This is a genomic window from Dietzia sp. DQ11-38-2, assembly GCF_014145055.1.
In the GTDB taxonomy this organism is placed as follows: Bacteria; Actinomycetota; Actinomycetes; order Mycobacteriales; family Mycobacteriaceae; genus Dietzia.
The window spans coordinates 1-1,620 of record NZ_JAALDW010000438.1 but is presented as its reverse complement, the minus strand read 5'-3'; the positions used below and the strand labels follow the sequence as shown (position 1 = coordinate 1,620).

General features: G+C 71.7%; 1 protein-coding gene. It reads right to left on the bottom strand.

Annotation, left to right across the window (positions count from 1 at the left end; all coding sequences use genetic code 11):
- Positions 1 to 75: 75 nt before the first annotated feature.
- On the bottom strand, positions 76 to 927 hold the full coding sequence (locus G6026_RS13930) for a DUF559 domain-containing protein (protein ID WP_182613517.1): 852 nt from the start codon (positions 925 to 927) through the stop codon (positions 76 to 78).
- Positions 928 to 1,620: the final 693 nt, after the last annotated feature.

Below are 1,620 nucleotides of genomic sequence, written 5' to 3'. Positions count from 1 at the left end.
GCGAGCGCAGCGGCGGGACGGGCGGGTCTGGGCTGGCGGAGGCGGGACGGGCGCGACCGGTGTCGAGAGGCCGACTCAGCCCAGCGCGTCGCGCAGGAGGGCGGCGAGCTCGCGGGGACGGTGATAGAAGAGCGTTGCCGTCACGATGATGATCGTCCAGCCTGCCGCGCGTAACCGGTTCCATCGGCGCACGTCCCGACCGTGCTGGACGGCGTCGCGATGGCCGGCACCGTCGTACTCCACCGCGATCTTGCGGTCTGGGAACGCGAAGTCCAGGCGGTACGGTAGGCCAGGGGTGCGGTACTGCACCCGGAAACCGGTCAGCCCGAGATCGAGAAGGAACAACCGCAGGCGCGTCTCCATGGGCGACTCGGTCATCGGCTCCACCAGGGCACAGCGCTCGAGCGCGATCCGTCGCCCCCGCAACCCCGGATGCCTGCTGAGCAGCGTCGGTAGAGATCGTCGGATGTCGTGGCCCGGCCCCATCCGTGACGCACCGTCCAGTGCGATCAACGCCTCGGCCCTCGGCGAATACCGAGCCAGGTCGAACAACGCCCACTCCGCGCTGGCCACACGAAGCGGGGCGCCGTCGGCGTCGAGGATGCTCTCGACCTGATCTTCCGGGATCTCGTACCGGCGGGCGACGATCCCCTCGCGGCGCACCCGCTTTCTGCCGACGGCCAGCTCGATCGGATACGCGGCCGGCGCCCACGGATGGCCGTGGACCGCGGCGGCCAACCACCCCGTGGCCACGCCGCCTGGCCAGGCCAGTGTCGCCGAGGCCAACCGAGTGACCGGCGTGGAGACGGTGGTTGCCGGTTCCCATATCCCGTGGTGCGCTCTGCGATATCCGTTGGTCACCCGGTGCGTGCCGTGGGCCGCCAGCAGATCGCCGCGACGTCGAGGGCCACCGGGTGCGGGAGTCATGGGGGAACTGTTGCGCACCGGGCACGCTTCGGGCCCCGGCGAGCGGCTGTGTCGCCACCCCCTTGTGGAGAGGCCAGAGGCCTGTGAGAAAAGCTGGACGCTGGTCGAGACCACGCTTCTCCCCCGAGACCGCACTCACGACGAGGCGCCAGCGTGGGGCGCTACGCCGAGGCGCTGGGGCCCGACGCGCACCGGTGGCGAGGACGTCCACCCAGTCCTGCTACGCAGGGCCGATCGAACTTTTGCCGCGCGGTCACACCCGAGGGCACGCCGGGCCGTGCTCGTGCCGATGTGGGGCATGGCCGACTCCCTCCCGCCGGACCCGGACCCGGACCCCAGCTACTCCACCGAACTCGACGGTGGTCCTGCTCATGGCGTTGCGACTCTCGGGGAGGTTGTTCGGACTCAGCTGACCGGACCGGCGGGCCGGTAGGACACCGCCCCCGAGTCCACGCAACCCTGCTGCGCCGCTGCTGAGGTGACGCGGCCCACTGACGGGACGACGACGGCCACATTCGACCCCTCCGGGCGCGAGCGACATGACAGAGTGCACAGCATGAACACCCCCGTCCCGGCGCCCTCTCGTCTCCGATCCCGCCGCCCGGTGGCCGCGGCCGTGGCGGCCACTCTCGCGACTGCGGGGCTCGTCGTCGTCGCCCAGTCCGGCACCGCTGCCGCACCGACCGCCCAGGC